Annotated in this window: 27 protein-coding genes; 13 read left to right on the top strand and 14 right to left on the bottom strand. The window is 63.4% G+C overall.

What is annotated here, in order from left to right; all coding sequences use genetic code 11:
- Window positions 1-72: 72 nt before the first annotated feature.
- Window positions 73-1,419: a glutamate--tRNA ligase gene (gene gltX, locus K3179_RS03885; protein ID WP_221562553.1), complete on the top strand. Its 1,347-nt coding sequence runs from the start codon at window positions 73-75 to the stop codon at window positions 1,417-1,419.
- Here gltX and pyk read toward each other — a convergent pair.
- Window positions 1,416-2,900, bottom strand: coding sequence for a pyruvate kinase (pyk, locus tag K3179_RS03880; protein WP_221562552.1), 1,485 nt, complete (start codon window positions 2,898-2,900; stop codon window positions 1,416-1,418). The two genes, gltX and pyk, sit on opposite strands and share 4 nt — an antisense overlap.
- 46 nt (window positions 2,901-2,946) lie before the next feature.
- Between pyk and K3179_RS03875 the strand changes: the two genes are divergently transcribed.
- The 3 genes from K3179_RS03875 to K3179_RS03865 all read left to right on the top strand — a co-directional run bounded on the left by K3179_RS03875 (window position 2,947) and on the right by K3179_RS03865 (window position 3,986).
- Window positions 2,947-3,261, top strand: coding sequence for a DUF1244 domain-containing protein (locus K3179_RS03875; RefSeq protein ID WP_221562551.1), 315 nt, complete (start codon window positions 2,947-2,949; stop codon window positions 3,259-3,261).
- Window positions 3,262-3,343: 82 nt separating this feature from the next.
- Window positions 3,344-3,580 (top strand): DUF2312 domain-containing protein, encoded by a 237-nt coding sequence (locus K3179_RS03870; protein ID WP_221427552.1) that lies wholly within the window; start codon window positions 3,344-3,346, stop codon window positions 3,578-3,580.
- Between the two features lie 88 nt (window positions 3,581-3,668).
- Window positions 3,669-3,986: a heavy metal-binding domain-containing protein gene (locus K3179_RS03865; protein WP_221563014.1), complete on the top strand. Its 318-nt coding sequence runs from the start codon at window positions 3,669-3,671 to the stop codon at window positions 3,984-3,986.
- 1 nt (window position 3,987) lies between these two features.
- Here K3179_RS03865 and trpS read toward each other — a convergent pair whose 3' ends face one another.
- From trpS to secB, 3 genes are read right to left on the bottom strand one after another with little or no spacing between them, the layout of a single operon-like run.
- Complete coding sequence (gene trpS, locus K3179_RS03860; RefSeq protein WP_221562550.1) at window positions 3,988-5,004, bottom strand: tryptophan--tRNA ligase; 1,017 nt, start codon at window positions 5,002-5,004, stop codon at window positions 3,988-3,990.
- A gap of 6 nt (window positions 5,005-5,010) precedes the next feature.
- Window positions 5,011-6,582 carry a murein biosynthesis integral membrane protein MurJ gene (gene murJ / locus K3179_RS03855; RefSeq protein WP_221562549.1) on the bottom strand — a complete coding sequence of 524 codons (1,572 nt, stop codon included), beginning with the start codon at window positions 6,580-6,582 and terminating at the stop codon, window positions 5,011-5,013.
- Between the two features lie 29 nt (window positions 6,583-6,611).
- A complete protein-coding gene (secB, locus tag K3179_RS03850) occupies window positions 6,612-7,142 on the bottom strand; it encodes a protein-export chaperone SecB (protein ID WP_221562548.1) in 531 nt (176 codons plus the stop codon).
- Between the two features lie 269 nt (window positions 7,143-7,411).
- Between secB and K3179_RS03845 the strand changes: the two genes are divergently transcribed.
- Genes K3179_RS03845 through K3179_RS03835 form a run of 3 tightly spaced genes read left to right on the top strand, consistent with a single transcriptional unit; the run spans window position 7,412 to window position 9,839 of the window.
- Window positions 7,412-8,083 (top strand): Tim44/TimA family putative adaptor protein, encoded by a 672-nt coding sequence (locus K3179_RS03845; protein WP_221562547.1) that lies wholly within the window; start codon window positions 7,412-7,414, stop codon window positions 8,081-8,083.
- Between the two features lie 26 nt (window positions 8,084-8,109).
- The gene (gene mltA / locus K3179_RS03840; protein ID WP_221562546.1) at window positions 8,110-9,294 is read left to right on the top strand and encodes a murein transglycosylase A; all 1,185 of its coding nucleotides are present in this window, start codon (window positions 8,110-8,112) and stop codon (window positions 9,292-9,294) included.
- Window positions 9,291-9,839 (top strand): Smr/MutS family protein, encoded by a 549-nt coding sequence (locus K3179_RS03835; RefSeq protein ID WP_221562545.1) that lies wholly within the window; start codon window positions 9,291-9,293, stop codon window positions 9,837-9,839. Before mltA ends, K3179_RS03835 begins: the two co-directional genes overlap by 4 nt.
- Here K3179_RS03835 and K3179_RS03830 read toward each other — a convergent pair.
- From K3179_RS03830 to ahpC, 4 genes are all read right to left on the bottom strand, one after another.
- Window positions 9,823-10,047: a Pr6Pr family membrane protein gene (locus K3179_RS03830; protein ID WP_221562544.1), complete on the bottom strand. Its 225-nt coding sequence runs from the start codon at window positions 10,045-10,047 to the stop codon at window positions 9,823-9,825. The genes K3179_RS03835 and K3179_RS03830 overlap by 17 nt on opposite strands.
- 102 nt (window positions 10,048-10,149) lie before the next feature.
- The gene (katG, locus tag K3179_RS03825; protein ID WP_221562543.1) at window positions 10,150-12,366 is read right to left on the bottom strand and encodes a catalase/peroxidase HPI; all 2,217 of its coding nucleotides are present in this window, start codon (window positions 12,364-12,366) and stop codon (window positions 10,150-10,152) included.
- 202 nt (window positions 12,367-12,568) lie between these two features.
- Window positions 12,569-14,158 (bottom strand): alkyl hydroperoxide reductase subunit F, encoded by a 1,590-nt coding sequence (gene ahpF / locus K3179_RS03820; RefSeq protein ID WP_221562542.1) that lies wholly within the window; start codon window positions 14,156-14,158, stop codon window positions 12,569-12,571.
- 144 nt (window positions 14,159-14,302) lie between these two features.
- On the bottom strand, window positions 14,303-14,869 hold the full coding sequence (gene ahpC, locus K3179_RS03815) for an alkyl hydroperoxide reductase subunit C (protein WP_090477523.1): 567 nt from the start codon (window positions 14,867-14,869) through the stop codon (window positions 14,303-14,305).
- A gap of 254 nt (window positions 14,870-15,123) precedes the next feature.
- On the opposite strand from ahpC, the gene K3179_RS03810 reads away from it, so the two are divergent.
- Complete coding sequence (locus tag K3179_RS03810) at window positions 15,124-15,627, top strand: ComEA family DNA-binding protein (protein ID WP_221562541.1); 504 nt, start codon at window positions 15,124-15,126, stop codon at window positions 15,625-15,627.
- Here the strand turns inward: K3179_RS03810 and K3179_RS03805 are convergent.
- Window positions 15,612-16,196 carry a protein-methionine-sulfoxide reductase heme-binding subunit MsrQ gene (locus K3179_RS03805; protein WP_247712788.1) on the bottom strand — a complete coding sequence of 195 codons (585 nt, stop codon included), beginning with the start codon at window positions 16,194-16,196 and terminating at the stop codon, window positions 15,612-15,614. The genes K3179_RS03810 and K3179_RS03805 overlap by 16 nt on opposite strands.
- Window positions 16,197-16,224: 28 nt before the next feature.
- Window positions 16,225-17,292, bottom strand: a complete 1,068-nt coding sequence (gene aroC, locus K3179_RS03800) for a chorismate synthase (protein ID WP_221562540.1) — start codon at window positions 17,290-17,292, stop codon at window positions 16,225-16,227.
- Window positions 17,293-17,370: 78 nt separating this feature from the next.
- Here aroC and ruvA point away from each other — a divergent pair, with 78 nt between their 5' ends.
- Genes ruvA through ruvB form a run of 4 tightly spaced genes read left to right on the top strand, consistent with a single transcriptional unit; the run spans window position 17,371 to window position 19,869 of the window.
- The gene (ruvA, locus tag K3179_RS03795; protein ID WP_221562539.1) at window positions 17,371-17,976 is read left to right on the top strand and encodes a Holliday junction branch migration protein RuvA; all 606 of its coding nucleotides are present in this window, start codon (window positions 17,371-17,373) and stop codon (window positions 17,974-17,976) included.
- Window positions 17,977-17,978: 2 nt separating this feature from the next.
- Complete coding sequence (locus tag K3179_RS03790; RefSeq protein WP_345721972.1) at window positions 17,979-18,503, top strand: DsrE family protein; 525 nt, start codon at window positions 17,979-17,981, stop codon at window positions 18,501-18,503.
- Between the two features lie 59 nt (window positions 18,504-18,562).
- Window positions 18,563-18,847, top strand: coding sequence for a hypothetical protein (locus K3179_RS03785; protein WP_221562537.1), 285 nt, complete (start codon window positions 18,563-18,565; stop codon window positions 18,845-18,847).
- Window positions 18,844-19,869: a Holliday junction branch migration DNA helicase RuvB gene (ruvB, locus tag K3179_RS03780; RefSeq protein WP_221562536.1), complete on the top strand. Its 1,026-nt coding sequence runs from the start codon at window positions 18,844-18,846 to the stop codon at window positions 19,867-19,869. The genes K3179_RS03785 and ruvB overlap by 4 nt, the downstream gene beginning before the upstream one ends.
- A 566-nt stretch (window positions 19,870-20,435) precedes the next feature.
- Here ruvB and K3179_RS03775 read toward each other — a convergent pair.
- From K3179_RS03775 to acnA, 3 genes are all read right to left on the bottom strand, one after another.
- The gene (locus tag K3179_RS03775; protein ID WP_221562535.1) at window positions 20,436-21,080 is read right to left on the bottom strand and encodes a hypothetical protein; all 645 of its coding nucleotides are present in this window, start codon (window positions 21,078-21,080) and stop codon (window positions 20,436-20,438) included.
- Window positions 21,081-21,167: 87 nt separating this feature from the next.
- Window positions 21,168-21,884 (bottom strand): prolyl hydroxylase family protein, encoded by a 717-nt coding sequence (locus tag K3179_RS03770; protein ID WP_221562534.1) that lies wholly within the window; start codon window positions 21,882-21,884, stop codon window positions 21,168-21,170.
- A 41-nt stretch (window positions 21,885-21,925) separates the two neighbouring features.
- Window positions 21,926-24,601 carry an aconitate hydratase AcnA gene (gene acnA / locus K3179_RS03765; protein WP_221562533.1) on the bottom strand — a complete coding sequence of 892 codons (2,676 nt, stop codon included), beginning with the start codon at window positions 24,599-24,601 and terminating at the stop codon, window positions 21,926-21,928.
- A 228-nt stretch (window positions 24,602-24,829) separates the two neighbouring features.
- Here acnA and K3179_RS03760 point away from each other — a divergent pair, with 228 nt between their 5' ends.
- Window positions 24,830-24,997, top strand: coding sequence for a hypothetical protein (locus tag K3179_RS03760; protein WP_221562532.1), 168 nt, complete (start codon window positions 24,830-24,832; stop codon window positions 24,995-24,997).
- Here K3179_RS03760 and K3179_RS03755 read toward each other — a convergent pair.
- Window positions 24,994-25,923 carry a DMT family transporter gene (locus tag K3179_RS03755; RefSeq protein WP_247712787.1) on the bottom strand — a complete coding sequence of 310 codons (930 nt, stop codon included), beginning with the start codon at window positions 25,921-25,923 and terminating at the stop codon, window positions 24,994-24,996. The two genes, K3179_RS03760 and K3179_RS03755, sit on opposite strands and share 4 nt — an antisense overlap.
- Window positions 25,924-25,939: the final 16 nt, after the last annotated feature.

The raw sequence follows: 25,939 nt of genomic DNA, 5'->3' as shown, positions 1-25,939 counted from the left end.
CGCCCCCGCCGTTGCATCGCCAGCCCTTAGTTCTCTCGCATTAGGAGAAAGGCTGCGCTATCGGCGCGTGTCATGACCACTATCACGCGTTTCGCCCCGTCGCCGACCGGGACCCTGCATGTCGGAAACATCCGCACGGCGCTGCACAACTGGATGCTTGCCCGCAAGGCGGGTGGCCGCTTCATGCTGCGGATCGACGATACCGATGCGGCGCGCAGCCGCGAGGAATATGTTGAGGCAATCCGGGCCGATCTCGCATGGCTCGGCCTTGAGGCCGACGGCGAAGAGCGGCAGTCGGAACGGCTCGCGCTCTACCAGTCGGCTTTCGATGCGCTGGTTGCTGCGGGGCGCATCTACCCGGCCTACGAGACCGCCCAGGAACTCGAGCTCAAGCGCAAGATCCAGCTGGGTCGCGGCTTGCCCCCGATCTACGACCGTGGCGCACTTCAGCTGAGCGATGCCGACCGCGCCGCAAAAGAGGCCGAAGGCATCGCCCCGCACTGGCGCTTCAAGCTTGATCATGACGAGCCGATCACGTGGGACGACGGCGTACGCGGACCGCAGAAATTCGATCCCGCGCAGCTGTCAGATCCGGTCACCCGCAGGGCGGACGGAAGCTGGCTCTATATGCTCCCGAGTGCGGTCGACGATCTCGACATGGGTGTGACACAGGTGCTGCGCGGCGAGGACCATGTCAGCAATACAGCCGTTCAAATTCAGATGTTTACCGCACTTATTGCTGCACAATATCCTGCAGCAAAAATTCCCGCCTTCGCACATGAGGCCCTGCTCGTCGGCAAGGAAGGCAAGCTGTCGAAACGGCTCGGCTCGCTCGGCTGCGACAGCTTCCGCGAACGCGATATCGAGCCCGAAGCGATCGTCGCCCTGCTGGCGCGGCTTGGCACCTCGCAACCTGTCGAGCCGATCGCCGACCGGCAAGTTCTGGTCGACTCGTTCGACCTGTCGACATTTGGCCGTGCGCCCGCGAAGTTCGACGATACCGAACTCGACCGTCTCAATGCGGCGATCGTGCACCAGATGGATTATGAGGCGGTCCAGCACCGCCTTCCCGAAGGCATGGACGAGGCTGGCTGGCATGCTGTGCGCCCGAACCTTGCCCATGTGGGTGAGGCCGGGGACTGGTGGAAGCTGGTGACCGGGCCGATCGAGCAACCGGGGTTCTCGGATGAAGACCGGGCTTTCCTGGCGCAGGCCGCCGACTTGCTGGAGTGGGGCGATGATCCCTGGCGGTCCCTCACCGGTGCGCTGAAGGAAGCGAGCGGGCGGAAGGGCAAGCCGCTATTCCTGCCGCTGCGCCAGGCTCTCACCGGCATGGATCACGGCCCCGACATGGGAGAGCTGCTCCCGCTGATCGGCGAAGAAGAGGCAAAGGCGCGACTGGTGCGCGCCTCGACCTAGTTTTCGTGCTTGTCCAGCTCGTCACCGGCGATCGTCACCACGTGCATGAGGTTGGTCGACCCGGGAGTACCGAAGGGCACACCGGCGAGAGCGATGAGCTTGTTGCCCGCAGCGGCAAAGCGGTGGCGCAGAGCCATGCGCTTGCCCTTGGCGATCATCTCTTCGAAGCTGCCGATATCCTTGGTGGCGACGGCATGGGCGCCCCATAGGAGGGCCAGGCGGCGCGCCGTCTTCATGCTCGGCGTCAGGACCATCATCGGCACGCTCGGCCGCTCGCGCGCGACGCGGCGGGCAGTGCTGCCGGACCCGGTGAAAACGGTGATCGCGGAAATGGCGACCGTGTCGGCCACGGTCATGCAGGCATGCGCCAGCGCATCGGCAGTGGTGCGGTCGGGCGGCGTATCGAGGAAGCGCACGCGCGGCAGATAGGCTTCATCGCTTTCGACCTGCCGGGCGATGCGGTGCATGATCGTGACGGCCTCTTCGGGCCATTCGCCTGCCGCCGTTTCCGCCGACAGCATTACCGCGTCCGCGCCGTCATAGACCGCGTTCGCCACGTCCGACACTTCGGCGCGGGTCGGAGCAGGGCTTTCAATCATGCTTTCCAGCATCTGCGTCGCCACGATGACCGGCTTGCCGGCGGTGCGCGTCTTGTTGACGATCTGCTTTTGGAGCGGCGGGACCTCCTGCGGTTCGAGCTCCACGCCAAGATCGCCGCGGGCGACCATGATGCCATCGGACAGTTCGATAATCTCGTCGAGGCGCCTGACCGCCATCGGCTTTTCGATCTTGGCGCACAGCGCACCGTACCCGCCCATCAGCTTGCGCGCTTCGGCAAGGTCTTCGGGACGCTGGACGAAGGAGAGGCCGATCCAGTCGACGCCCTGCTGGACCGCGAAAGCGAGGTCGCGCCGGTCCTTTTCGGTAAGCGCCGGAATGGGCACTTCGGCATCGGGCACGTTGACGCCCTTGCGGTCCGAGATCACGCCACCGACTTCTGCCGAACACAGGATCTCGTTCTCTTCCGCGCGGATGACCTTGAGCCGGATCTTGCCGTCGTTGATCAGCAGGCGCTGGCCCTTTTCCAGCAGGCCGAAGAGTTCGGGATGCGGCAATTCCACACGCGTATGATCGCCCGGCTCGGGATTGCGATCGAGCGTGAAATGCCCCGAGTGGCGGATGACCGCCTCACCGTTCTTGAACTTGCCGACTCGCAGCTTGGGGCCTTGCAGGTCGGCGAGGATTGCGATGGGGCGATGGAACTCCTTCTCCATCGCGCGGATCGCCTTGATCGTTTCGGCATGGGTGTCATGCTCGCCATGGCTCATGTTGACGCGGAAGGCGTCGACCCCGGCGCGGAACAGGCGGGCCAGCATTTCCGGTGACCGGCTCGCCGGGCCGACGGTCGCAAGAATCTTGACCTTGCGGCCACGCGGATCGAGCTTGGGTGCGCCGTCGCGCTCTTTGAGGGGCTTTGCCATGAGGTATCGCTATGGCAGGGCGGTGCGACAATTCAAGGACGATGACATGGTTACGAATGCACCCGACGCGCTCGACGCACTCCCCGATGACGTAGCGGCAGCCGCTTTCCGGCGGCTGGTCCGCCACCTGCGCCATCGCCACGATGCGCAGAATATCGACCTGATGGGGCTATCCGGCTTCTGTCGCAATTGCCTCGCCGACTGGATCCGCGACGCTGGCTTCGAAGGCGACAAGGCAGCCGCGCGCGAGCTGATCCACGGCATGCCGATGGACGAATGGAAAGCCGCTCACCAGACGCCCGCCACCGAAGAGCAGCTGGCGCGGATGGAGGCGAGCGTTGCGAAAAATCGCGTGGAGTAGCGAGTCGGCACCTTCACCCCGGCGCAGGAGGTGGCTATCCGCAGCAGCCAACCGATTCTCAAGACACTGGAGCTGATACCCAATGGCCGAAGCCACCGACGACCGCCTGCGCCTTCTCATCGAGCGCATCGAGCGCCTTGAAGAAGAGAAGAAGGGCATCGCCGACGACATTCGCGACGTTTACGCGGAAGCCAAGGCCGTGGGTTACGATACCAAGATCATGCGCCAGATCATCCGCCTGCGGAAAATGAAGCCGGACGAGCGCAGCGAACAGGAAACCATCCTCGACACTTACAAGGCCGCGCTCGGCATGGGTTGATCGCGCCCGAAAGCGTCCTATCTTGATAACACACTTATCGAGACAGGAGGATTTTGCGATGCCCGGACCCTGGAAAGACGCACGCGGTGTGATCGTCACGACCACGCCGACGATCGAAGGCAAGCCGATCCAGGATTACCTTGGCATCGTGACCGGCGAAGTGATCGTCGGCGCGAACCTGTTCCGCGACCTCTTCGCCAATATTCGCGACATCGTGGGTGGCCGCTCCGGCAGCTACGAGCGCATCCTTGCGGACGCGCGCAACCAGGCGATCGAGGAACTGCAGGCCGAATGCGCCACCCGCGGCGGCAATGCGGTGGTGGGTGTCGATCTCGACTACGAGGTGATCGGCGATACCGGCTCGATGCTGATGGTGTCCGCCAGCGGCACCGCGGTGAAGATCTGACCTATCCCCGAACGAGGCCCAGCGCCTTGTAAGTCGCATCGAGCGTTGGCACCGCGATCTGGCGCGCCTGGGCGGCACCGCGGGCAAGGATCGCGTCCAGTGCCTCGCGATCTTCGAGAAGGCCGGTGAAGCGTTCCGAGATCGGGCGCAGTGTTTCGACCAGCACTTCGCCCAAGGCAGGCTTGAACTTGCCGAAGCCTTCGCCGCCGAAATCCGCCAGCACGTCTTCGACGCTCTTGTCGGTAAGCGCGGCGTATATCGTCACGAGGTTGAGCGCCTCGGGCCGGTCCTCCAGCCCCTTTGCCTCGCTCGGCAGGGGTTCGGGATCGGTCTTGGCCTTCTTGATCTTCTTCATCACCGTGTCGGGATCGTCGGCCAGTTCGATGCGGCTCATTTCCGACGGATCTGACTTGCTCATCTTCTTCGACCCGTCGCGCAGGCTCATGATGCGCGCCGCCTGGGGCGGGCTGATCGGTTCGGGCAGGGTGAAGACCGGCGCGTCCTCGGTCGCGAAGTCGTTGTTGAACTTCTGGGCAATATCGCGCGCCAGTTCCAGGTGCTGCTTCTGGTCCTCGCCAACAGGCACATGGGTCGCTTGGTAGAGCAGCACGTCGGCGGCCTGCAGCACGGGATAGGTGAACAGCGCAACGCTGGCACCTTCGCGGTTCTTGCCGCTCTTGTCCTTGAACTGCGTCATCCGGTTCAGCCAGCCCATGCGGGCGGTGCCGTTGAGCAGCCATTGCAATTCGGCGTGCGCGTGGACCTGGGCCTGGTTGAACAGCACCGAGCGCGAAGGATCGATCCCGCAGGCGACCAGCGCCGCCGCCATTTCGAGCGTGGCGCGACGCAGTTCCGTCGGCTCATGCGGCATCGAAATGGCATGCAGGTCCGCAAGGAAGAACAGGCACTGTTCTCCTTCGCCGAGGTTATCCTGCATCCGCACCCAGTTGCGGATCGCCCCCAGGTAATTGCCGAGATGGAGATTGCCGGTGGGCTGGATGCCGGAAACAACACGCATGATGATTTACGGAGCTTTCTTCTTGGTCAGGGCAGCGATGCGCTGCCGGTCGATGGCGCCGACCGCAAAGGCGACGCCGAAATAGACGATGCCCGAGCACAGGACGAGCCCGAGAAGCGCGGCAAGCCGGGCGAAAAAGCCGGCCGAGTACCAGCCGGTAAGCAAATCGCGGGCGAACCACAAGGCAGCGCCCATTGCGGCTGCGGCGATGAGCTGGCGGGCAATGCGTCCGACCAGGGCGAGAGGGACCGTGTAATAGCCTCGTTTGAGGAGGATCACGTAGAGAAAGGCGACGTTGATCCAGGCCCCGATCACGCTCGCTAGCGCCACGCCCTCGACACCGAACCGCTGGAGGAAGGCGATGTTGAAGGCGACGAACACGGCCAGTGAAATGAACGCCGCATAGACCGGCGTCTTGGTGTCCGAGCGCGCATAGAAATTTGGCACCAGCACCTTGACCATGACATAGGCGGGCAGGCCCAGCACGAGCACGGCAAGGACGTCGCCCGCAATCGCCGCGTCCTCGACGCTGAAGCGCCCGCCCTGGAAAATCATCGTGACGAAAGGCGTCGCGCAGATCGCCAGGGCCACGGCGGCAGGAATCGTGAGCAGCATCGACAGTTCGATCGCGTCGGATTGGATGCGGTCCGCACCTTCCTTGTTCTTGCTGCCGACGAATTTGGACAGCGTGGGAAGGATCGCGGTCGACAGGGCGATGCCGATAATGCCGAGCGGCAGCTGGTTGAGGCGGTCCGCGTAATTCATGTAGCTGACCGAACCGGATTCGAGCTGGTTCAGGAAGTAGAGCTGGACGAGCGTGTTGATCTGGTAGGCGCCGCCGCCGATGGCCGCCGGCAGGGCAATGATCGACAGCCGCTTCACTTCCGGAGTGATTCGCGGCCACAGCAGCTTCGGCCTGAACCCTTCGACCCTCGTCCAGTAATAGAGCCAGCCCAGCTGCATGACGCCGCCAAGGGTTACCGCCCAGGCCACGCCATAGGCGACCTGTTCGATGCTGGCACCGGTGGCGTTGACGAAATATTCCCCCGTCAGCAGCGCGGCGATCAGCACCAGGTTGAGGATGATCGGGAAACTGGCACCCGGCGCAAAGCGCGACACGGAATTCAGCATGCCGGTGAACAGTGTCACGAGGCTTACCAGCAGGATGTAGGGAAACATGATCCGGGCGAAATCGACCGACAGGTCGAACTGGCCGGGATCGACCGGCTTGTCCGCCAGGATCCAGATGACGCCCGGCATCGCCAGTTCGAAAACGATGCACAGCGCGATGAGGACCGGCAGGAACACGCTCAGCACATCGGCCGAGAAACTGCGCGCATCCTCCAGCCCGCCTTCGCCGTTCAACCGTTTGGAGAACATCGGCACGAAGGCGGCGGAAAACGCGCCTTCCGCAAACAGCCGGCGGAAGACGTTGGGAATGATGAAGGCCTGGAGCCAGGCGTCGGTGACCGCATTCGCCCCCAGCACGCGGCTGAAGATCATTTCGCGGGCCATGCCGGCGATGCGGCTCACCATGGTGAGCGAGCCGATCGTGCCGACGTTTTTCAGCAGGCTCATCGTGGAGCCTCCGTCCCGGTCCCGAAGCCTCAGGCGTTCCCGGTGGGAGCCGGGGCGCCTTCGCCCTGCTGGGCAGCGCGTGCCTGCAGCTGCTGCTGGTAAAGCCCGGCGAAATCCATCGGCTCCAGCATCATCGGCGCATAGCCGAGATCACGCACGGCATCGGAGATGATGGCGCGGGCGAAGGGGAACAGCAGGCGCGGCGCTTCTGCGAAGAGGAATGCGTGGGCATGCTCTTCGGGTACGTTGCGAATGCCGACAAGGCCGCAATAGGCGAGCTCGACGATGTACTGCGCGCCCTGGTCGGTGTCGGCGCGCACCGTGATCTTCAGTTCGACTTCGCTGATCTCGTCCGTCACCTTGTTCGAGGCGATGTTGAGCTGCACGTCGACGCGCGGCTGGTCCTGCCACTGGTAGGATGCCGGCGCGTTCGGGTTCTCGACCGACAGGTCCTTCACATACTGGTTCAGTACGCCGACCGTAGGGCGATTGTCGGCACCGTTGGCACCAGCAGCGGGATCCGCATTGAGATCGGTCAGAACGTCGTTTTCATCGGCCATCGGGCAAACTTTCTTTCGTATTTCCGTATGAGTGGGCGGGGCGGGTCGTATTGCGGCCCCGACCGGTCAGGGCGCGCGCCTAGCACCCCCCACGGTTCGGGGCAATGTGCGAGTGGCCCCGGCTGGCCGAAGGAAAAGGACGCCGAACGGACCCCGGAGCGCCCATTGTGCGTTTGTAATTGATCCCTATCTAGGGCACTAAGGGGACCGTACCGAAAGGCATGGTTCTTTCGCTAAGTGCCAGAATCGAAACGAACGGAATTCCGCCTGTGATCACCGAGATCGTCATCCTAGCAGCCATTGCCGCATTTCTCGGCCTGCGCCTCTATTCGGTGCTGGGCCAGCGGTCCGAGCATGAGGAGGATCCGATCCGTCGCAGCTACGGCCCGCGCGAACAGAAATCGCCGCCTGCCGTCACCGGCACGACGCCGGATGCGGCAGCGCCTGCGCGCCCTGCGGTGACCCTGCGCAGCGTCGATAATGCGACGAATGCCAATGAAAGCGCGATCCGCTCCATCGCCAATGCCGATTCGCGGTTCGACCTGCTGTCCTTCCTCGAAGGTGCCAAGGCAGCTTATGCCATGATCCTCGAGGCTTTCTGGGCAGGCGACAAGGACACGCTGCGCGACCTTACGGACGAAGATGTCTACGCCAGCTTCGCAGGCGCGATCGATGCGCGCGAAGCTGCGGGCGAAACGCTCGACAACCGCCTTATCCGGATCGAGGATGCCACGGTCCATTCTGCCGAAATGGATGGCCGCACCGCGCGTATCGCAGTGCGTTTCGTGGCCGATATCGCCGCGGTCACGCGCGACAAGGACGGCACCGTTGTCGCCGGTTCGCTCGACGATGCCGTCGAAAGCCGCGACATCTGGACGTTCAGCCGCTCGGTCGACTCGATGGACCCGAACTGGGTCCTCGACGAAACCGACCAGGACTAATCTTCATCCTTACAGGAGTAGGCTCCATGCGAAGCGCGCTCACACTCGCGGCGGCTTCGCTGCTTACCGCCTGCGCCGTCGTGCCCGAAGCGCGTCCGCCGATGGACACGGGCGCTGTCGAACAGCCGCCCGCCGAAATTGCAGACAATGCCGCATCGGCAGGTGTTCGCCCCGGCCCGCCCATCGAGAGCTTCCCGTTCCTGCAGGCGGATGCGGAAGGCGCGCTGGCAGCGTTCAGGCGCTCTTGCGACAAGATACTTTTCCGCGACGATACGAGCGGCCTGACCACCCGGCTCGACTGGCAGGGGCCGTGCCTTGCGGCGAGCAATTGGTCGAGCGATCCGGCGCTCTTCTTCACCAGCCAGTTCGAAACCGCGATCGTGGGCGAAGGCGAGGCCTTCGCCACGGGCTATTTCGAGCCAGAAATCCTCGGCAGCCGGACAAAGACGCCCGGCTACGACGTGCCGGTCTACGCCCTCCCGTCCGACCTCGAGCGCGGCTGGCCTGCCGAAATCGCCGAGAGCGAGCGCACCGGCCGCCCGCCGCTTGGCCGCTACAATGAAGACGGCGAGTTCGTGCGCTATTACGAGCGGTCGGAAATCGTGAAGGGCGCGCTGGACGGCAAGGTCCCGACCATCGCCTGGGCCGCCGACCCGATCGAGTTCTTCTTTCTCCAGATCCAGGGTAGCGGCCTGCTGCGCCAGCCCGACGGCAGCGTGATGCGCATCGGCTATGCGGGGCAAAACGGCCGCGAATATGTCGCCATCGGCAGGCCTATGCGTGAGCAGGGCTTGATCGGCGACGGGACGCAGTATCCGACCTCGATGCAGGGACTGATGGGCTGGCTGCGGGACAATCCGGACCGGGCGGACGAGATCATGAACCTCAACAAGAGCTGGATCTTCTTCCGTGAACTGGACACCGACGGTCCGCTCGGCTCGCTCGAAGTGCCGGTCTACGGGCGCGACAGCATCGCGGTCGATCCCAAGTTCGTACCCTATGGCGCACCGGTCTGGCTCGACATGGAAAGCGATGTGGCGGACGGGCTCTGGGTTGCGCAGGATACCGGCGGGGCCATCAAGGGCGCCAACCGCTTCGACACGTTCTGGGGCAATGGCGCGCAGGCCCGCGAAATCGCCGGCGGCATGAGCAGCAGCGGAACGGCTTACATCTTCCTGCCCAAGGGCACGCTCGCCCGCCTGAAGCGATGAGCGCGCCGCGCGGCCTCAGCGCGCAAGAAGCGGAAGCCTGGGAAAAGGTCGCCGCGACGGTCGAACCGCTTCACCCGCGCGCTCCGGTCCGGAAGGTTGCTGTCCCGATGGCACCGAAGGTGACAGTCCCCAAACCATCGCCCCGAAAGCCCGCGCCCTCGTCAGCACCCCGGCCCGTTGCCGCTCCCACCAAATCCGCCAATTCTCTCGATTCCCATTGGGACCGCAGGCTCAAATCGGGCGCGATCCAGCCGGACTTCACGCTGGACCTTCACGACCACGGGCTCGACGCGGCCTACAACCGCCTGATCAGCGGTGTGGCGCAGGCCCGTTCCATGGGCGCGCGCACGATCCTGCTGATCACCGGCAAGCCGCGCCCGGTTGATCCGGCGGATCGCGGGCACAGGCGCGGGGCCATCCGGGCCAAGGTGCTGGACTGGCTGGCAGCCTCCAGCCACCATTCGGCCATTGCGGCCGTACGCCGCGCGCATCAGCGCCATGGCGGCGACGGCGCGCTCTACATCGTCCTCAGGCGCGAGCGCTGAGCAAGCGTCGCAGTCCGAGCAGGATCAGGCCGAAAATCATGAAGACCACGGCAAGCCCGAGTATGTTGGCGAGGACCGGCCCGTAGCCGAATTGCGCGACGTCGAGGAAGAAGTAGGCGTAGAACCCGCTCGCCTCTCCGTAAGCCAACGCGGCGACCGAGATAAGACCAGCGAACAAGCGCGCGCGCTTCGTGAATTGGGTGTTCATCGGAATTGCCTAGCCTTCGTGCGAGCCGAGTAAAGAGAAGAAAAAGCCCCCGGCATTTCTGCCGGGGGCTCCTTCTGCGGCCCAGGGGCTCAGTTCTGTTTTTTACTTGTGGTACTTGGCGTAGGTGAGGTCGAAACGGTCTGCATCCATGACCTTGGTCCAGGCCTTGACGAAGTCGTTCACGAACTTCTCCTCATTGCCGTTCTCGGCATAGACTTCCGCTACCGCGCGCAGGCGCGAGTTGGAGCCGAAGACAAGGTCGGTACGCGTTGCGCGCCACAGTTCCTTGCCGGTCTTGCGGCAGGTGCCGACGAATTCCTCGTCGCCACTGTCGTCGACCTCTTCCCAGATCACGCCCATGCCCAGCAGGTTCACGAACCAGCTGTTGTCGAGCTTGCCGGGGGTTTCGGTAAGGACGCCGATGCTGTTCCCGTGCTTGGCGTGCTTGCTTACAGCACCCAGCACGCGAAGCCCGCCGACCAGCGCGGTCATTTCGGGGATCGACAGGCCCAGGAGGTGGGCACGGTCGACCAGCATGTCCTCGGTCTTCACCGAAGCCTTGGTCTTGAGGTAGTTGCGGAAACCGTCGGCGAACGGCTCCAGCGGTTCCCAGCTCTCGGCATCGAAGTCTTCGCGCTTCGCATCGCCGCGGCCGGTGGTGACCGGAACGGAGATATCGAAGCCCGCATCCTTCGCAGCCTTTTCGACCGCAGCCGAACCGGCGATGACGATGGCGTCGGCCATCGAGATCGAGCCGCGGATCTCGTCGAGCTTGGCAAGGACCTTGCCCAGTTCTTCGGGATCGTTGACCGCCCAGTTCTTGATTTCATCGAAGCGGATGTGCGCACCGTTGGCGCCGCCGCGATGGTCGGAGTTGCGGTAGGTCGAGGCCGAGGCCCACGCTGCCTTCACCAGTTCCGAAACGGAAAGGCCGCTGTCCAGCACCTTCGACTTGAAGGACGAAACGTCGCTGTCGGACACCTGCGTTCCGGCGGGCACGGGGTCCTGCCAGATCAGGTCTTCGCTCGGCACTTCGGGGCCGAGGTAGCGGACTTTGGGCCCCATGTCGCGGTGGCACAACTTGAACCATGCGCGGGCGAAAGCATCGTCGAGGGCCGCTTGGTCGTCGCGGAAGCGTTCGGAGATCTTGCGATATTCCGGGTCGCGTTTCAGCGCCATGTCGGCGGTGGTCATCATGGTCGGGACCTTCTTGTTCGGGTCCCTGGCGTCGGGTGCCATGTCTTCCGGATCGGGATTGATCGGCTGCCACTGGTTCGCGCCTGCCGGGCTCTGGACGAGCTCGTAGTCGTATTTGAACAGCAGGCGGAAATAGTCGCCGCCCCACTGGGTCGGATTCGGCGTCCACGCGCCTTCGATGCCCGACGTCGTGATGTGACCCTTGCCGATTTCATCGGGGTCGGTCAGCCAGCCGAAGCCCATGCGGTGCAGGGTTTCGCCTTCCGGAGCGCTGCCGAAAGTGTCCGCAGGCTTCGCGCCGTGGGCCTTGCCGAAGGCGTGACCGCCGGCGGTAAGGGCGACGGTTTCCTCGTCGTTCATGGCCATGCGGGCGAAGGTTTCACGCATGTCGCGGGCCATGCCCTCGGCATCGTGCGGATTGCCGCCCGGACCTTCGGGATTGACGTAGATGAGGCCCATCTGGATCGCGGCGAGCGGATTTTCGAGCGCCATGCCCTCATCCGGCTGGATGCGGGTTTCGGCGCCCGTATCGACCCACTTTTCTTCCGTGCCCCAGTAGACGGTTTCCGGATCGAACACGTCCTTGCGGCCGCCGCCGAAGCCGAACACGGGACCGCCCATGCTTTCGATGGCGACGTTACCGGTAAGGATGAAAAGGTCGGCCCAGCTGATGTGCTTGCCGTATTTCTGCTTGATCGGCCACAGGAGGCGGCGCGCCTTGTCGAGGTTGCCGTTATCGGGCCAGCTGTTGAGCGGGGCGAAACGCTGCTGGCCGCTGCCGCCGCCGCCGCGACCATCGCCCGTGCGATAGGTGCCGGCTGCGTGCCATGCCATGCGGATGAAGAAGGGGCCATAATGACCATAGTCCGCCGGCCACCAGTCCTGGCTGTCGGTCATCAGGTCGGTAAGGTCCTGCTTGAGCGCGTTGTAATCGAGCGCGTTGAAGGCTTCGCAATAATCGAAGTCCTCGCCCATCGGGTCGGCCGCACGGCCACCTTCGGTAAGGATTTCCAGATCGAGCTGATCGGGCCACCAGTCACGGTTGCGGCGGCCGAACAAAGCCCTTGTTCCGGCATCGCCGTGGAAGGGACAACCGCTGATATCTCCGGTTTTGGCGTCCATGAATACTCTCTCCTGTAAAAAGACTCGGTCTCCCGTCCGAGAACCGGATGACGATGAACCTCGTCCGGTTATTCGTCCAATCGATTAAACGGTTCAAATTGATTGCCGCAAGCGATTGAGCGACGAAGCGTGGCGCGCATACGAAAAACGCCGCCATCCGGTTGGAATGGCGGCGCTTTGTCGTTTTGATCGAGAGCAAAAATCAGGCGGCTTGCGCGATCTCGTCCACTGCCTCGGTCCGGATGAGGTAATCGAAAGCCGATAGGCCTGCCTTCGAGCCTTCGCCCATTGCGACCACGATCTGCTTGTAGGGCACGTCGGTCACGTCGCCCGCGCCAAAGATGCCGGGCAGGTTGGTGCGCCCTTCCTCGTCGGTTTCGATTTCACCGAACCTGGTCAGCGCAAGGCCGCTGTCCTTGAGCCATTCCGTATTCGGCACGAGGCCGATCTGGACGAACACGCCTTCCAGTTCGATGCGGCGCTCGTCACCGCTCTTGCGGTCCTTGAGCACCAGGCCGTCAACCTTGCCGTCCTTGCCGGTAATCTCGGTCGTCTGGCCGCTGGTAACGATTTCGACATTGTCCATGCTGCGAAGCTTGGCCTGCAACACTTCGTCGGCGCGCAATTTCTCGTCATATTCGATCAGCGTGACATGGCCGACGATCTTGGCAAGATCGATTGCCGCCTCGACGCCCGAATTGCCGCCGCCGATCACGGCGATGCGCTTGCCCTTGAACAGGGGGCCGTCGCAGTGCGGGCAGTAGGCCACGCCCTTGTTGCGATATTCCGCCTCGCCCGGAACGCCGAGATTACGCCAGCGCGCACCCGTCGCCAGGATCAGGCTGCGCGCCTTGAGGCTGGCTCCATTGCCCAGTTCGACCGTGTGGAGACCGCCCTCCTGCTTGGCAGGGACGAGCTTCACCGCCTTGGCAAGGTTCATGAGGTCGATGTCGTATTCACCGACATGACGCTCAAGCTCTCCGGCAAGCTTCGGGCCTTCCGTATAAGCCGTGCCCGGCAGGTTCTCGATGCCCAGCGTGTCGTGCAGCTGCCCGCCAAAGCGTTCGGCCGCGATGCCGGTACGGAAACCTTTGCGGGCGGTGTAGATGGCAGTCGCCGCGCCAGCCGGTCCGCCGCCGACGACGAGGACTTCGAACGGGTCCTTGGCATTGAGCTTCTCTGCGGCCTTGGCATCGGCGCCGGTGTCGATCCTGGCAAGGATTTCGGCCAGTTCCATCTTGCCGTTGTAAAAGGGCTCGCCATTCAGGAAGGTCGCGGGGACGGCCATGATGTCGCGCGCGTCGACTTCGTCCTGGTAAGTTCCGCCCTCGATCAGCGTCGCGGTAATGCGCGGGTTCTCGAGCGCCATCAGCGTCAGCGCCTGCACCACGTCGGGGCAGTTGTGGCAGCTCAGCGAGAAATACATCTCGAAATGGAAATCGCCCTCGATGCCGCGAACCTGTTCGATCAGGTCGGCATCGACCTTGGGCGGATGCCCGCCGGCCCACAGCAGGGCGAGGACGAGCGAGGTGAATTCATGCCCCATCGGAAGGCCTGCGAAACGCACCCACTTTTCCGCATCTCTGGCGCGGCGGATGATGAAGCTGGGCTTGCGATCGTCGGTGCCGTCGAAACTGGCGGTGACCAGATCGTGCAGCGCGGCAATCTCTTCCAGCAGTTCGCGGGTCTGCGTGCTCTTCGCGTCGTCAGCCAGCGAGGCGACGAGTTCGATCGGCTCGCGCAAATTGGCGAGATAGGTCGAAAGCTGTTGCTTCATTGCGGTGTCGAGCATGCGCGGTCTCCGGATGGGATTGGGGGATGGAAAAGGTCCGGGGCGGGGGGGGGAGGCAAATGCCCCGGACCTTCCAGCGACCCGAGGCTCGCTCGGGCTCTTGGGCGGCGCGCCGGGGAAAGGCGCACCGCCTGTACTTGATGCTTAGATCTTGCCGACGAGGTCGAGCGAGGGAGCCAGCGTTTCGCTGCCTTCTTCCCAGGCGGCCGGGCAGACCTGGCCGGGGTTCGCACGAACGTACTGGGCAGCCTTGATCTTGCGGGCCAGTTCGTTGGCATTGCGGCCTACGCCTTCGCAGGTCTGTTCCATGATCTGAATCACGCCGTCGGGATCGACCACGAAGGTCGCACGATCGGCGAGGCCGACGCCTTCACGCAGCACGTCGAAGTTGCGCGCAAGGACGTGGTTCTGGTCGCCCAGGAACGGGAACTGCAGCTTGCCGATCTTGTCCGAGGTGTCGTGCCATGCCTTGTGGCTGAAGTGCGTGTCGGTCGACACGGCATAGACTTCGACGTCCATCTTCTGGAGCATGGCGTACTGCTCGCCGAGGTCTTCCAGTTCGGTCGGGCAGACGAAGGTGAAGTCGGCCGGATAGAAAAAGAAGACGGACCACTTGCCCTTCACGTCTTCGTCGGTGACTTCGAAAAAGTCCTTGCCGGCCTGGAAGGCGGTGGCGTTGAACGGTTTGATTTCGCTTCCGATGATACCCATGGTTTTCTCCGTTATTCGGGGTGAATCTCGTGGGCTCCAGATAGGGGGTGCTGCGATGCACAAAAGCGATATGTTGCGATTGCGAGCATCGGAATAATCGATCAACTCGATGGAACTTTCTTAAAGCGCAACATAGGCGCAATTATCATGCATTTTCTGCAACAGAGGCCGTTGTGCTCAGAAAAATTTGAGAAATCGCTTCGCTGGCAGCGCTTGTATGATAATGCGAATTCTTCGCAATAAGAGGATTCGAAATGCGTAAGTTTGCTATCGCCGCTGCCTTCACCGCCAGCACCCTTGCTCTTGCCGCCTGCTCGGACGCCGAAGAAAGCGCACCTGCTGCCGACGAGACTGCGGCCACCGACACCGTCGAAGCGGAAGCCGAAACCGCCGGCGTCCTCGACGCCAGCACCGCGACTGCCGAGCAGCTTGCCGGAATCGATGGCGTGTCCGACGAACTCGCTGCCGCCATCGTCGCAGGCCAGCCCTATGCCGACGTGACGGCGTTCAACGCGAAGCTCCTCGAAACGCTGTCGGCCGAGGAAGCAGCCGCCGTGCTGGAAACCGTGTTTGTCCCGGTCAACCTCAACGAAGCCACCGAGGAGCAGATCCGCCTGATCCCCGGCATGACTGACAAGATGGTTCACGAATTCGAAGAATACCGTCCCTACGAGGACATGGGCGAATTCAACCGCGAAATCGGCAAGTATGTCGACGAGGCGGAAGTCGCCCGTTTCCGCAATTACGTCACTCTCTGACGCATTTGCAGAACGATCCTGATCCCCTCGATCGCGACCAGAATACCGACGTGGATCCACGCGGTGGTCGGATCGAAGGCGGACAGGACCCAGTGCAAGAAGACCAGGATTGCCGCCGGATAGACGAGGCGGTGCAAGGTCTTCCATGACCGCTTGAGTGCCCTCGTCGCGATATCGTTCGATGTCGCGGCGAGCGGTACGAACAGGGCCAGCGCCGCCCATCCGGCAAGCAAGTAAGGCTCTCCCGCTTCGGACAGGATAACGGCCGGATCGACCTTCTTGCCGAGGTATATGCCCGTGTGAAACGCGGCATAGGCGAAGCTTGCGACACCCAGATCGCGCCGCTTGCGCATCAGCCAGACCGCCCATTTCCGCTTGCGGAACGCGAGCCGTATCGGCGTTACCGCCAAAGTCACCAGCAACAGCCACGCCGCCCAGTCGCCGCTATCGCCGATCGCATGGCCATAGCCATAGCTGTCGGGTGTCAGAACCCACCGCCCCACCATCCAGAGCCCCGGCAAGGCGAGTAGCAGCCACAGAAGTGGGCGCGAATTGGCGATTGCTTTCATGATGCTTTGGTAAGTTCCGCCGAGCGGCTCAGCCGCATTGCGCGCGGTGCAGCAGTTTGTGATCGGCCAGCACCAGCGCCATCATCGCCTCGACGACCGGCGTACCCCGGATACCGACACAGGGATCGTGCCGCCCCTTGGTGCGCACCTCGGTCGCCTCGCCCTGACGGTCGATGCTGGCAACGGGGGTGAGGATCGAACTGGTCGGCTTGAAGGCCACGCGGCAGACCACCGGCTGGCCTGTAGAGATACCGCCAGCGATCCCGCCGGCATGATTGGCCGCGAACTCCGGGCCGTTTTCGCCCGGTGACATGGCATCGGCGTTCTGTTCGCCGGTCAGGCGGGCGGCATCGAAGCCGTCGCCGATCTCCACGCCCTTGACCGCGTTGATACTCATCATGCCTGCCGCCAGGTCGCTGTCGAGCTTGGCATAGACCGGCGCGCCCCATCCTGCGGGTACGCCCGTCGCCACGCATTCGACCACCGCGCCGAGCGAAGAGCCTGCTTTGCGCGCTTCGTCGACCAGCGCTTCCCAGCGCTCGGCCGCCTGTGCGTCGGGGCACCAGAAGGGATTGCGGGCGATTTCCTCGCGGTCGAAATTGGCGGGGTCGATCCGGTCGCCGCCGATCTCCGCGACATAAGCGAGTATTGCGACCTCCGGCATGGCTTTCCTCGCCACCGCGCCCGCCGCAACGCGCATCGCCGTCTCGCGCGCAGAGCTGCGCCCGCCGCCGCGATAATCGCGAAAACCGTATTTCGCGTCATAGGCATAGTCGGCATGGCCGGGGCGATAGGTATTGGCGATTTCCGAATAATCTTTCGACCGCTGGTCCTTGTTCTCGATCAGCAGCGAGAGCGAAGTGCCCGTCGTCTTGCCCTCGAACACGCCCGACAGGATGCGGACCTCGTCCGGTTCCTTGCGCTGGGTGGTGAACTTGTTCTGGCCCGGCTTCCTTGCATCGAGGAAGGGCTGGATATCGCTCTCGCTCAGCTCGATCCCCGGAGGGCACCCGTCGACGACTGCGCCGATGGCAGGGCCATGGCTTTCCCCCCAGGTTGTGAAGCGCAGCACGCGTCCGAAAGTGTTCCAGCTCATGCCCGCCTTCCTGTCTCAACTGTGGGGCCAAGTCCACTAGGGCTGGACCAAGCCATTCTTGTGGCGCAAGAACAAACCATGATTGCAAAGCTTAAAGGCCTGCTCGACGAAACCGGTTCCGACTGGGCGGTGATCGATGTTTCGGGCGTCGGATATCTCGTCCATTGCTCGGCTCGCACACTCAGCCAGTTGGGCGAGACGGGCGAGGCCTGCACTGTCTACACCGATCTCCAGGTGTCGGAAAACGACATGCGCCTGCTCGGCTTTGCAGAGGCTGCGGAGCGCGACTGGTTCCGCCTGCTCACGCAGGTGCAGGGCGTGGGGAGCAAGGTCGGCCTTGCGATCCTGTCGGCGTTGTCGACCGGCGAGGTGCAGCAGGCGTGCTCCAATGGCGATGCCGCCACGATCGCGCGGGCGCAGGGCGTAGGGCCGAAACTGGCCGGGCGCATCGTCAACGAACTGAAGGACAAGGCGGGCGCGCTTCCGGGCGGCGGTGTCGTTGGCGGAGCGGCTACAGCGGCCCCGGTCGGCGGTGCGAGCGCGGATGCGGTGAGCGCGCTGGAAAACCTCGGCTTCAAACCGGCGATTGCCGCTCGGGCGGTGGCTCTGGCACAAGGCGAGCTGGGCGAAGGCGCGAGCGAGGGCGACCTCATTCGCGTCGCATTGAAGAGGGCGGCGGGATGAAAATGATGGCATTGAAAGTGATGGCGATGAGCGCGGTGGCAGCCCTGCTGGCGACGACCGCTTCGGCGCAGGATATGAGCGCATTCAAAACCGGTCCCGTGTTCGCGCAATTCGGACCGCACGCGCCGGTCGAGGGGATCGGCGAAGTCCCCGGCGATACCGAATTCTCGATTGCCTTCGATGTCGCCAAGCCTGCTGACGAGGGCGCACGCAATCGCGGTTTCGAAAGCGCCGCGCGCTTCATCAACATGCACGTCGCGCATGGCGTACCTGAAGAAAACATCCGCATTGCCGTGGTCGTCCATGGCAAGGCGGTGAACGACTTGCTGGCAAAGCCCGACAACACCTCTGCCGACATGGTGCAGGTGATGCTCGGCGAGGGCGTGCGCTTCATCGTCTGCGGCCAGAGCGCGGCGGCCTATGGGGTGACACAGGACGACCTGCTGCCGGGCGTCGAAATGGCGCTATCCGCCATGACCGCCCACGCCCTGCTGCAACAGCGCGGCTACACGGTGAACCCGTTTTGAACTTGCTTCCAAAAATCGGGGTGATTGCAGCGGGGGCGTATGGAATTTTTCTGCTTTACGTGATGGACAAGATGGCGGCCGGTATTTCGCTCATCAGCCCATTCACGTTGATTTTTCTGTCACTTGTAATTTCGCCGGTCGGTTATGTTGCCTATCTGGGCCTGACCTCACGTGTCTGGTTTCTGACATTGGTCCCACTTCTCTCTTTTGGGATCTATGCGACATACAATATGGCGTTCGTGTCAGCGAGCAGTACGTCGGCTCTCGGGTTGATTTTCATTCCTATAATCCAATGGGCGTTTGTAGGTTTTGTCCTAATAGTGAAGAGATTTGCGAAGGCATGACCGAACCCGTACCCCTCCATTCGCCCGACCGGCAGCCGGAAGACCCTGATGCGGCGCTGCGGCCGAAATCGCTTGCCGAATTCGTCGGGCAGAAGGCGGCGCGCGAGAATTTGCGGGTGTTTATCGAGGCGGCCAAGAACCGCGCCGAGGCGATGGACCATGTGTTGTTCTTCGGCCCGCCGGGCCTCGGTAAGACCACGCTGGCGCAGATTGTCTCGAAGGAACTGGGCGTTGGTTTCCGTGCCACCAGCGGCCCGGTGATCGCTAAGGCCGGTGACCTCGCCGCGCTGCTCACCAATCTCGAGCCGAACGACGTGCTCTTCATCGACGAGATCCACCGGCTCAATCCGGTGGTCGAGGAAGTGCTCTATCCCGCGATGGAGGACCGCGCACTCGACATCATCATCGGCGAGGGGCCGTCGGCGCGCAGCGTGCGGATCGACCTGCCGCCCTTCACGCTGGTCGGCGCGACGACGCGTCAGGGCCTGCTGACCACGCCCTTGCGCGACCGTTTCGGCATCCCGGTACGCCTCAATTTCTACACCGAGGACGAGCTGCTCAAGGTCGTCACCCGCGGGGCAGGGCTGCTCGGCATGGGCATCGACGAGGGCGGTGCACGCGAGATCGCCCGCCGTTCCCGCGGGACGCCGCGTGTCGCAGGCCGCCTGATGCGCCGCGTGCGCGACTTCGCCAGCGTGCTGGACGAGGCCGTGGTCACGACCAGGGTGGCCGACGAAGCGCTGACGCGGCTCGAAGTGGACAGTCTCGGCCTCGATGCGATGGACAGGCGCTATCTCACCATGATCGCTACCACCTACAAGGGTGGTCCCGTGGGCGTCGAGACGCTGGCGGCTGGTCTCAGCGAACCACGCGACACGGTCGAGGAGGTGATCGAACCCTATCTCATCCAGCTCGGCCTGATTGCCCGGACAGCGCGGGGCCGCATGCTCAACGATGGCGGCTGGTCCCACCTCGGCATGACGCCGCCGGGACCCGCCGGCCAGTCGGATATGTTTGATTGATAGGGTGAATCGCGCTGTAAGAGACCGGCGAAATTCAGTTCCAAAGCGGGACACGGCGCTGGCAGCCCTCGCTAAATTGCGGAAAATTTAGTTTTGTAGAGGTAACAGCAGAGTGTAAATTCGAAGATCGGGGGATTCGCATGGTGCGCGTTTCCGATCGATGCGGGATCAACCCGCGCAACAGGAAGTGCGAACATGTCGGTTAAAGGAGCGCTTGCGAAACTGTCGGCCACCGCCGCGGGCGGTGCCCTGGTTGCGGGCGGCGCAGTCCATGTCGCCGAGCGGCCGATTACCGATTCTCCCAGCTACAAGAGCAAGGCGGTCAAGCAGATCAAGGCCATGCCGATCAAGCGGGCTACGCCAAAGCCGCCGGTCCGTGCCGCGCGCGTCATCCCGCAGCGCGTGATCGAATGTGTCCCCTTTGATTCGCCCGAAGCGGCGGTTGCCGATCCCGAGAATGTGTGCCCGCCTGTCCGGCGCGTGGTCATGGCTCCGGTTCCCGTTCCTCCCTTGCCGCAAGCTGCGCCAGTTGCAGGCGGCGGATCGCGTTCGATCCCGAGCGGCGGTTACGGCGGGGGATATGGCGGCGGCTTCGGTGGCGGCTTTTTCGGCGGCTTCTTCGGTGGCGGGTCGAGCGGTGGAACCGTGATCGTCAATTCGACCACGACGACCGGCGGCGACCTGCCGCCCATCAACATCACGACGACGTCCAGCACCAGCACGGGCGGAAGTTCGACGAGCAGTTCGACCGGTTCGGTCACTTCGACCGGCGATGTATCGACCTCCAGTTCGACATCGGGCGACGTTTCGAGCTCGACCTCGACGTCCAGTTCCAGCTCTACCTCGGGCGATGTCTCCAGTTCGACCTCGACATCCAGTTCGACGTCCGGCGACGTTTCGAGCTCGACGTCCACGTCCAGTTCGACTTCGGGCGATGTGTCGAGTTCCACGTCCAGCTCGACGAGTGGCGATCTGAGTTCGAGCACGAGCTCGTCCTCCAGTTCGAGCACCTCGTCGAGTTCGAGTACTTCGACGTCGACTGGTTCCTCGGGCGGCACGACGACCGGTGGGCCTCCTCCGCCCCCGCCGCCGCCTCCTCCTCCGCCGCCACCTCCGCCACCTCCTCCCCCGCCTCCGTCGAGCACGAGCAGCGGCACGGAAGTTCCGGCTCCGCCGATGATGGTGCTGTTCGGTCTGGGGGCTGCGGCCATCTTCGGCCGCCGGCGATTACGAGAGCGGAAAGGCGCGAAGGGCGCCAAGGTCTAGCGAAAGTCGCGAAATCAGGGGCGGCCCTGCCTTCAGCGGTAGCTGCGGCTCCACTCTTCCTGCCGGTACCACTGGGTAATCACGTATTTCTCACCTGCCTCGACCGGCAGGGCGGCATGCCGCGTATTGCGATTGGGGCGACCCTTGCGGGTCATATTGTCCCACGCAATCAATAGACCCGGTTCCGGTGTGACCAGCAGGTCCAGTTCGGGGAATTCGGTCTCCCCGCCCGCTTCGACGCGGTTGAGATAGACCATCGCGGTCCAGCTGCGCTGCCCGCCGCGGCGCCGTTCGTCCTGCCAGTGCGGCCGTTCTTCGCGGAAATAGTCGCGGTGATGCAAATACTGCTCGCCCACATGATAGCGCTGGCCCTGGATCGTCTCCGCATGGGCGCGATCTATGCCGAGCACCTCGTCGATCTTGCGCCCGAGCTCGATGGTCTCTGGCGCTTCATTGGAAAAGAAATGGGTCGAGCTCGTCCGTGCGCCCATGGTCTTGCGATCGGAGAAGAGCTTCGATGGCTGGATGCGGCTTTCGATGGTCGCGATCAGCCGTGCGCATTCCTGCGCGGTCAGGAAACCCGGGACCAGAAAGAGATCCGCCTTGTCGCCGCCCTTCGCGACTGCCCGGGGATCGAGCGACAGGCGCGCGCGGACATTTTCGCCGATCGCTGCAAGGGTCGCGGGATCGGCCTTGGGGTCCGGTTGCTTGGTCCGGAAGAGCCGGAAGAGGGGGGTCAGCAGGGGCACGGAGCGAGCAGTCTCCTATCCGTGCCCCTGCGAAAGCCGGCTTACGAAGCGGCGAGCTTGCGCAGCACGTAGTGGAGGATGCCGCCGTTGCGGTAATACTCCATCTCGTTCGCCGTATCGATGCGGCAAAGTGCGGTGAAGGTGGCCTTCGAGCCGTCTTCATGTGTCACTTCGACTTCGACGTCCTGACCTGGGGTCAGGTCGGCCAGACCCTTGATCGTGAAGGTATCGTCCGCGCCGAGGCCAAGGCTCTGTCGCGTGTCGCCGTCCTTGAATTGCAGCGGGAGCACGCCCATGCCGATCAGGTTCGAGCGGTGGATACGCTCGTAGCTTTCGACGATCACGGCGCGCACGCCGAGCAGGATGGTGCCCTTTGCGGCCCAGTCACGGCTCGAACCCGTGCCGTATTCCTTGCCGGCGATGACGACCAGCGGCGTGCCGTCGGCCTTATGCTTCATCGCCGCGTCGTAGATCGGCATCTGCTCACCCTTGTAGGTGGTGATACCGCCTTCGACACCGGGGACCATTTCGTTCTTGATGCGGATGTTGGCGAAAGTGCCGCGCATCATGACTTCGTGGTTGCCGCGGCGCGAGCCGTAGGAGTTGAAGTCCGACTTGGAAACCTGGTGGCTCTTCAGGTATTCGCCAGCCGGGCTGTCTTCCTTGATGGAGCCTGCGGGCGAGATGTGGTCGGTCGTGGTCGAATCGCCGAGGATCGCCAGCGGCTTCGCATCGGTGATGTCGGTGACCGGCGCCGGTTCCATGTCCATGCCTTCGAAGAAAGGCGGGCTTGCGACGTAGGTGCTGGTCGGGTTCCAGCGATAGGTATCGGACGCCTCGACCTTGATCGCCTGCCAGTGCTCGTCACCCTTGTAGACGTCGGCATAGCGGCTTTCGAACATCTGGCGGTCGATATTCGCTGCGCGGTGCTGCGCGATTTCTTCGTTCGTCGGCCACACGTCGGCCAGCATCACGTCGTTGCCGTCCTGGTCCTGGCCCAGCGGCGTTTCGGTGATGTCCTTCGTGACCGTGCCGAGGATCGAATAAGCGACCACCAGCGGGGGCGAGGCGAGGAAGTTTGCGCGCACGTCGGGCGACACGCGCCCTTCGAAGTTGCGGTTGCCCGACAGGACAGAGGCGGCGACGATGTCGTTGCCGTTGATGGCCTTGCTGATCGGCGGAGCGAGCGGGCCCGAGTTGCCGATACAGGTGGTGCAGCCATAGCCGACGAGGTCGAAGCCCATGGCGTTTAGATCGTCCTGCAGGCCGGACTTCACGAGGTAGTCGGTGACGACCTGCGACCCCGGTGCAAGGCTGGTCTTGACCCAGGGCTTCGGCTTCAGGCCCTTTTCGTGCGCCTTCTTGGCGACGAGGCCGGCGGCAATCAGCACGTCGGGGTTCGAGGTGTTGGTGCAGCTGGTGATGGCCGCGATCACGACGTCGCCGTCGCCGACGTCATGGTCCTTGCCTTCCACGTCCACGCGCATCGGTGCGTCCTTGGAGTAGATCGACTTGAGGTCGGTGTTGAACAGCTCGTCGACTTCCGGCAGTGCGACGCGGTCCTGCGGGCGCTTGGGCCCTGCGAGGCTGGGCACGACCTTGGACAGGTCGAGGTCGAGCGTCTTGGTGAAGACCGGTTCGTTTTCCGGCGTGAACCACATGCCCTGGGCCTTGGAATAGGCTTCGACAAGCGCGATGGTTTCTTCGTCACGGCCGGTGAGGCGCATGTATTCCAGCGTCTTGTCGTCGATGCCGAAGAAGCCGCAGGTTGCGCCGTATTCGGGCGCCATGTTGGCGATCGTCGCACGGTCGGCGAGCGTCAGGTTGGCAACGCCTTCGCCGTAGAATTCGACGAAGCGGCCGACCACGCCGACTTCGCGCAGCATCTGCACGCAGGTCAGCACGAGGTCGGTTGCGGTCACGCCTTCGGCCATCGCGCCGGTCAGCTTGAAGCCCACGACTTCGGGGATGAGCATCGAGATCGGCTGGCCGAGCATGGCGGCTTCGGCTTCGATGCCGCCGACGCCCCAGCCAAGGACACCGAGGCCGTTGATCATGGTGGTATGGCTGTCGGTGCCGACGCAGGTGTCGGGATAGGCGACGGTCGTGCCATCAGGGTCTTGCGAGTTCCACACACCCTTGCCGATGTATTCCAGGTTCACCTGGTGGCAGATGCCGGTGCCCGGAGGGACGGCGGAGAAGTTCTCGAAGCTCTTGGAGCCCCACTTGAGGAAGTCGTAACGCTCCGCATTGCGGGCGTATTCGAGTTCGACGTTCTTTTCGAAAGCCTTGGGGTGGCCGAATTCATCGACCATGACCGAGTGGTCGATCACCAGGTTCACGGGGACCTGCGGGTTGATCTTGGCAGTGTCGCCGCCAAGCTTGCTGATCGCATCGCGCATGGCTGCAAGGTCGACCACGCAGGGAACGCCGGTGAAATCCTGCAGCAGGACGCGGGCCGGGCGATACTGGATTTCCTTGCCGGTCTTGGGATCCTTCTGCCAGTCGGCAATCGCCTGCACATCGTCGGTCGACACGGTGAAACCGCCGTCTTCGAAACGCAGCATGTTTTCCAGCAGGACCTTCAGGCTGAACGGCAGTTTCGACACGTCGCCGATTTTCTCTGCCGCCTTCTCGAAGGAGTAGTAGGCGTAATCCTTGCCATCGACGGTGAGGGTGGAGCGGGTTCCGAGCGTGTCCTTGCCGACCTGGGTCATGCGGGCATTCTTCCTTGTGTTAGAAATGGGCCTTTCCCGACCAATGGACGGACGGGCACAATGTGCCGCGCACCTGCGCCGAACACCGCAAAAAATCAAGGCCCAGAGCCTCGGCAAAACGTCTGATGGGGAACAAAAACGGCGCTTCAGGGCTTATTAAGGCAAAATTAGGGCAAAGTCGCTGCTCAGCACCAACCTAAGAGCGCGACGCCCGATATGGAGTTCGAAATGAAAACCCTCAACCAGGCGCCGACCGCGTCCCGCCGCACAGTCAAGCTGGCCGTCATGGCCGCAGCTCTCGGCGTCGCCGGATGTTTCACTGCTGCCTTCACTTTTGCAGGCACCGAAGCTCAGGCCGGCGAACAGGCCGAAGCCACGATCGTCGCTACCCGCTAAAGCGCTGCCTGCGTCGGCTGCTTGGGCTTGCGCCGCACAGCGATCAGGCAGGCACCCACGATAATCGCCGTGCCCAACAGGGTCGTCGCCGTCACCTTTTCCTGGAAGAAGAGCCAGCCGAAGAGCGAGGCCCACAGGAAGCCCGAATATTCCAGCGGCACGAGCGTCTGCGCCTCTTCGCGGGCATAGGCCCACGCGATCCCCATGGCTCCTGCCACGGTAAGCACCGCGGCCATCGCGAGGTCGAACCATATTTCTGCAGCGGGCAGGTTGAAGGCGAAAGGCATCGTCAGACCCAACAGGACTACCGACACTCCCGAGTGGAAGACCGCTATTTCGGTGGGCCCGGCCATTTGCGATTGCCGCCGGATCAGGATGAAATTGTAGGCGTAGAGCAGGGCGGACACGAGGATTGCCGCCAGCCCCAGCGCTGCATCGCTATCGAAATCGTTGCGGCCCACCTTGCCTCCGACGATCACCAGCGTACCTGCAAAGCCGACGATCGAGGCGACGATTGCCGACTTGCGGATGACCTCGCCGAGGAGAAGGCGGGCGAGGTAGAGCGCGATGAGGGGCGCGATGAAGCTGATGGCAATGGCCTCTGCAATCGGCAGCTTGGTCAGCGAATAGAAGAACGTCAGCGCCATGAAGGTCGAGATGACGCCGCGGCGGATATGCAGGCTCATGACCTCCGGCCGTGGCCGCTTGCCGCCCCGGCCGAGCCACAGCGGCAACGCAATGGCGGTTGCGAGGGTCGAGCGCAGCCATGCCGCCGTAAGCGCGCCCAGCGCCAGCGCCGCGCTCTTCATGAAGGCGTCCATCAGGGAGAGGCTGGCGACGGCCAGCATGGCTACCAGGATGGGCAGGAGGGCGTGGTGCCGGGTCATGCTGCCACGCATATGCGCCTGCAGCCTGCACGTCATCATGGTTCAGCATAAGGCA

The sequence above is a fragment of the Qipengyuania intermedia genome (assembly GCF_019711615.1).
Lineage (GTDB): Bacteria > Pseudomonadota > Alphaproteobacteria > Sphingomonadales > Sphingomonadaceae > Qipengyuania > Qipengyuania intermedia.
Note: the sequence above shows the minus strand (reverse complement) of the source record. Positions and strands in the feature narration are given on the sequence as shown.